This window comes from Caulobacter zeae (assembly GCF_002858925.1).
Classification (GTDB): domain Bacteria; phylum Pseudomonadota; class Alphaproteobacteria; order Caulobacterales; family Caulobacteraceae; genus Caulobacter; species Caulobacter zeae.
The window spans coordinates 1-5,585 of the sequence record NZ_PJRS01000035.1; the positions used below are offsets into that span (position 1 = coordinate 1).

At 54.9% G+C, this 5,585-nt stretch carries 3 tRNA genes and 3 rRNA genes; all 6 read left to right on the plus strand.

The annotated features are described in order from the left end of the window. Window positions 1-315: 315 nt before the first annotated feature. The 6 genes from SGCZBJ_RS16960 to SGCZBJ_RS16985 all read left to right on the plus strand — a co-directional run bounded on the left by SGCZBJ_RS16960 (window position 316) and on the right by SGCZBJ_RS16985 (window position 5,585). Window positions 316-1,797 (plus strand): 16S ribosomal RNA (locus SGCZBJ_RS16960). Window positions 1,798-1,978: 181 nt separating this feature from the next. Then, window positions 1,979-2,055, plus strand: a tRNA-Ile gene (locus tag SGCZBJ_RS16965). 68 nt (window positions 2,056-2,123) lie between these two features. Then, window positions 2,124-2,199 (plus strand) — tRNA-Ala (locus SGCZBJ_RS16970). A 235-nt stretch (window positions 2,200-2,434) separates the two neighbouring features. Beyond that, window positions 2,435-5,220: ribosomal RNA gene (locus SGCZBJ_RS16975) — 23S ribosomal RNA — on the plus strand. Between the two features lie 105 nt (window positions 5,221-5,325). Further along, window positions 5,326-5,440 (plus strand): 5S ribosomal RNA (rrf, locus tag SGCZBJ_RS16980). Together the 16S, 23S and 5S rRNA genes with 3 tRNA genes alongside form the textbook arrangement of a ribosomal RNA operon. A 68-nt stretch (window positions 5,441-5,508) precedes the next feature. Continuing rightward, window positions 5,509-5,585 (plus strand) — tRNA-Met (locus SGCZBJ_RS16985).

Here is a 5,585-nt window from a genome sequence, read left to right on the forward strand (position 1 = left end):
TAAATAGCCGCCTCCGCCGACACCGGGCGCTAAACGGTGGGGCCGCTCCCCGGTTACGGAGGCGGCTTGGAGCTCCGGCTCTGGTCTTTGACATTGTTGATTTGGAAAGAGAAACGCAGGCGGCGGCGCTCTGGCGATGACCCTTCGAGGTCATCTTGGACGCTGACGAATGCGGTCTCTTGAAGACACCATTTATACGGTGATCGAGCTTTCGGGCTTGGTCATTGTGTGATGGGAACTCGTCAAGAAACTATGCAAACCAGATACGCGATCGGGGTTTTCCCCTCGATCAAATAGCTGGAGTCAATGTCAACTCAACCTGAGAGTTTGATCCTGGCTCAGAGCGAACGCTGGCGGCAGGCCTAACACATGCAAGTCGAACGGATCCTTCGGGATTAGTGGCGGACGGGTGAGTAACACGTGGGAACGTGCCCTTTGGTTCGGAACAACTCAGGGAAACTTGAGCTAATACCGGATGTGCCCTTCGGGGGAAAGATTTATCGCCATTGGAGCGGCCCGCGTCTGATTAGCTAGTTGGTGAGGTAAAGGCTCACCAAGGCGACGATCAGTAGCTGGTCTGAGAGGATGATCAGCCACATTGGGACTGAGACACGGCCCAAACTCCTACGGGAGGCAGCAGTGGGGAATCTTGCGCAATGGGCGAAAGCCTGACGCAGCCATGCCGCGTGAATGATGAAGGTCTTAGGATTGTAAAATTCTTTCACCGGGGACGATAATGACGGTACCCGGAGAAGAAGCCCCGGCTAACTTCGTGCCAGCAGCCGCGGTAATACGAAGGGGGCTAGCGTTGCTCGGAATTACTGGGCGTAAAGGGAGCGTAGGCGGACTGTTTAGTCAGAGGTGAAAGCCCAGGGCTCAACCTTGGAATTGCCTTTGATACTGGCAGTCTTGAGTACGGAAGAGGTATGTGGAACTCCGAGTGTAGAGGTGAAATTCGTAGATATTCGGAAGAACACCAGTGGCGAAGGCGACATACTGGTCCGTTACTGACGCTGAGGCTCGAAAGCGTGGGGAGCAAACAGGATTAGATACCCTGGTAGTCCACGCTGTAAACGATGAGTGCTAGTTGTCGGCAGGCATGCCTGTCGGTGACGCAGCTAACGCATTAAGCACTCCGCCTGGGGAGTACGGTCGCAAGATTAAAACTCAAAGGAATTGACGGGGGCCCGCACAAGCGGTGGAGCATGTGGTTTAATTCGAAGCAACGCGCAGAACCTTACCACCTTTTGACATGCCTGGACATCCAGAGAGATCTGGCTTTCCCTTCGGGGACTGGGACACAGGTGCTGCATGGCTGTCGTCAGCTCGTGTCGTGAGATGTTGGGTTAAGTCCCGCAACGAGCGCAACCCTCGCTGTTAGTTGCCACCATTCAGTTGGGCACTCTAACAGGACTGCCGGAGTTAATCCGGAGGAAGGCGGGGATGACGTCAAGTCCTCATGGCCCTTACAAGGTGGGCTACACACGTGCTACAATGGCGACTACAGAGGGCTGCAATCCCGCGAGGGGGAGCCAATCCCTAAAAGTCGTCTCAGTTCGGATTGTTCTCTGCAACTCGAGAGCATGAAGTTGGAATCGCTAGTAATCGCGGATCAGCATGCCGCGGTGAATACGTTCCCGGGCCTTGTACACACCGCCCGTCACACCATGGGAGTTGGCTTTACCCGAAGGCGCTGCGCTAACCGCAAGGAGGCAGGCGACCACGGTAGGGTCAGCGACTGGGGTGAAGTCGTAACAAGGTAGCCGTAGGGGAACCTGCGGCTGGATCACCTCCTTTCTAAGGATGCTTCTCCAAGCTCTCACGAGCTTATTGAGGCTCCAATTAGTGCGCTAGACGCACACAAATGAGCGGATCGCCGCCGTCTCCGTTTCTCTTTCCACTTGTTTCGAGCCGACCAGGTTCGAAGCACGATCGCGAGCCCTGGAGCGGATCACCTGATCCGATCTGAGCGGCCTATGGGCCCGTAGCTCAGTTGGTTAGAGCGCACGCTTGATAAGCGTGAGGTCATAAGTTCAAGTCTTATCGGGCCTACCACTCTTTCCAAACTTACGGACGCAACCGACCAGGCTCTCCTGGGCAAAGCAACTCGCACTTAGGTGTGAGGGGCCATAGCTCAGTTGGTAGAGCGCCTGCTTTGCAAGCAGGATGTCGTCGGTTCGAATCCGTCTGGCTCCACCATTTCTCGCAATCCTCGCTACCGCTTCGCTGCTTGAGCGAGGCTAGCTGGTAGGATTGGAAGTGTCGCGATCGAGGATATCAAGTTTGCAACCAGCTTAGGCTGGTCTGCGAAGTGACATCGTGAAGGTAGGGTTCAGCCGTTTAGGTTGGACTTAAGAAGACATCATTGTCTGACAAATTGTAAAGCGCATGCGAGCCGTCCCTAGACGGTAAGCGCATGGGTTTTGCTGAGAACGATCAAGCGCATAAGGGCTTCTGACGGATGCCTTGGCATTGAGAGGCGATGAAGGACGTGGCACGCTGCGATAAGAGCCGGGGAGGCGCGAGCACCCTTTGATCCGGCTATCTCCGAATGGGGAAACCCACCTTTACGGTCACCCGACTTGTTTCAGCTTCGGCTGGAACACGATCGGTGGATCGAACAAGGTATAATGATCTGAATACATAGGGTCATTAAGCAAACCCAGGGAACTGAAACATCTCAGTACCTGGAGGAAAGGACATCAACCGAGACTCCCGTAGTAGTGGCGAGCGAACCGGGACCAGGCCAGTGCTGTCGTGACATAAAGCTGAAGGATCTGGGAAGGTCCGCCATAGTGGGTGATAGCCCCGTAAGCGTCAAATAGCGACAGACTCGAGTAGGGCGGGACACGTGAAATCCTGTCTGAACATGGGGGGACCACCCTCCAAGCCTAAGTACTCCTCAATGACCGATAGCGAACAAGTACCGTGAGGGAAAGGTGAAAAGCACCCCGACAAGGGGAGTGAAACAGATCCTGAAATCGGAAGCCTACAAGCAGTCGGAGCCACCGCGCGTGGTGACGGCGTACCTTTTGTATAATGGGTCAGCGACTTCATGTGCCGTGCAAGCTTAAGCCGTTAGGTGTAGGCGCAGCGAAAGCGAGTCTGAATAGGGCGAATAAGTACGTCGCATGACGACCCGAAACCAGGTGATCTATCCATGAGCAGGTTGAAGGTTGGGTAACACCAACTGGAGGACCGAACCGGTGAATGTTGAAAAATTCTCGGATGACTTGTGGATAGGGGTGAAAGGCCAATCAAACCTGGACATAGCTGGTTCTCCGCGAAAACTATTTAGGTAGTGCCTCAGACGGACTCCTCGGGGGGTAGAGCACTGAATGGATGCGGGCGGCGCGAGCTGTACCAATTCTAATCAAACTCCGAATACCCGAGAGAGATATCTGGGAGACACACGGCGGGTGCTAACGTCCGTCGTGAAAAGGGAAACAACCCTAACCATCATCTAAGGCCCCCAAGTACTGGCTAAGTGGGAAACGATGTGGGTTTGCTTTGACAACCAGGATGTTGGCTTAGAAGCAGCCATCATTTAAAGAAAGCGTAACAGCTCACTGGTCAAGCGAACCTGCGCGGAAAATGTAACGGGGCTAAAGCCAGTCGCCGAAGGTATGGGTTTGCTCTTTGAGCAAGCGGTAGCGGAGCGTTCCGTAAGCCTGTGAAGATGAGGCGTGAGCCTTGTTGGAGGTATCGGAAGTGAGAATGCTGACATGAGTAGCGATAAAGAGGGTGAGAGACCCTCTCGCCGAAAGCCCAAGGGTTCCTGCGTAAAGCTAATCTGCGCAGGGTTAGCCGGCCCCTAAGGCGAGGCCGAAAGGCGTAGTCGATGGGAATCAGGTGAATATTCCTGAGCCAGTTGGAAGTGACGGATCTGGTAAATTGTCGGTCCTTATTGGATTGGTTCCGGCAGTGAACAGGTCCCTGGAAATAACTCCAACGGAGACCGTACCCGAAACCGACACAGGTGGGCAGGTAGAGTATACCAAGGCGCTTGAGAGAACTGTGCTGAAGGAACTCGGCAAATTGCACGCGTAACTTCGGGATAAGCGTGACTCTTCTTTGGGCAACCAGAAAAGAGTGGCACAAGCCAGGGGGTAGCGACTGTTTATCAAAAACACAGGGCTCTGCGAAGCCGCAAGGCGACGTATAGGGTCTGACGCCTGCCCGGTGCCTGAAGGTTAAAAGGAGGGGTGCAAGCTCCGAATTGAAGCCCAGGTAAACGGCGGCCGTAACTATAACGGTCCTAAGGTAGCGAAATTCCTTGTCGGGTAAGTTCCGACCTGCACGAATGGCGTAACGACTTCCCCACTGTCTCCAGCACAGGCTCAGCGAAATTGAATTCCCCGTGAAGATGCGGGGTTCCCGCGGTCAGACGGAAAGACCCTATGAACCTTTACTGCAGCTTCGCCTTGGCGTTAGCAGCAACATGTGTAGGATAGGTGGGAGGCTATGAAACCGGGGCGCCAGTTCCGGTGGAGCCATCCTTGAAATACCACCCTTATTGTTGCTGACGTCTAACCGCGGCCCGTTATCCGGGTCCGGGACATGGCGTGGCGGGCAGTTTGACTGGGGCGGTCGCCTCCCAAAGTGTAACGGAGGCGCGCGATGGTGGGCTCAGACCGGTCGGAAATCGGTCGTCGAGTGCAATGGCATAAGCCCGCCTGACTGCGAGACTGACAAGTCGAGCAGAGACGAAAGTCGGCCATAGTGATCCGGTGGTCCTGCGTGGAAGGGCCATCGCTCAACGAATAAAAGGTACTCTAGGGATAACAGGCTGATTTTGCCCAAGAGTCCATATCGACGGCAAAGTTTGGCACCTCGATGTCGGCTCATCACATCCTGGGGCTGGAGCAGGTCCCAAGGGTTCGGCTGTTCGCCGATTAAAGTGGTACGTGAGCTGGGTTCAGAACGTCGTGAGACAGTTTGGTCCCTATCTGCCGTGGGTGTACGAGACTTGAGAGGATCTGTCCCTAGTACGAGAGGACCGGGATGGACACACCTCTGGTGGACCTGTCATGGCGCCAGCTGTGCAGCAGGGTAGCTAAGTGTGGAATAGATAACCGCTGAAAGCATCTAAGCGGGAAACTAACCTCAAAACAAGGTCTCGCTGAGAGCCGTGGAAGACCACCACGTTGATAGGCCGGGTGTGGAAGTGCGGCGACGCATGGAGCTTACCGGTACTAATAGCTCGATAGGCTTGATCGTTCTTCAGTCAAACCCATGCAAGCTTTACAAACCTTGCCTGACACTGATGTCTTCTTCTTTGCCTTGCCCTCACATAAAGAGTGCAAGCAGCATCCTTTTCGCTGACCTGGTGGCTTTGCCGGGGGTTCCCCACCCGATCCCATTCCGAACTCGGTCGTTAAGTCCCCCTGGGCCAATGGTACTTCGTCTCAAGGCGCGGGAGAGTAGGTCGCCGCCAGGTCCGCTAAAAGGATGCATCCAGCAAAGATAACAAAGTCCAGAACCCTCCCTCACGATACATACCCCTGCCGCGGGGTGGAGCAGCCCGGTAGCTCGTCAGGCTCATAACCTGAAGGTCACAGGTTCAAATCCTGTCCCCGCACCCA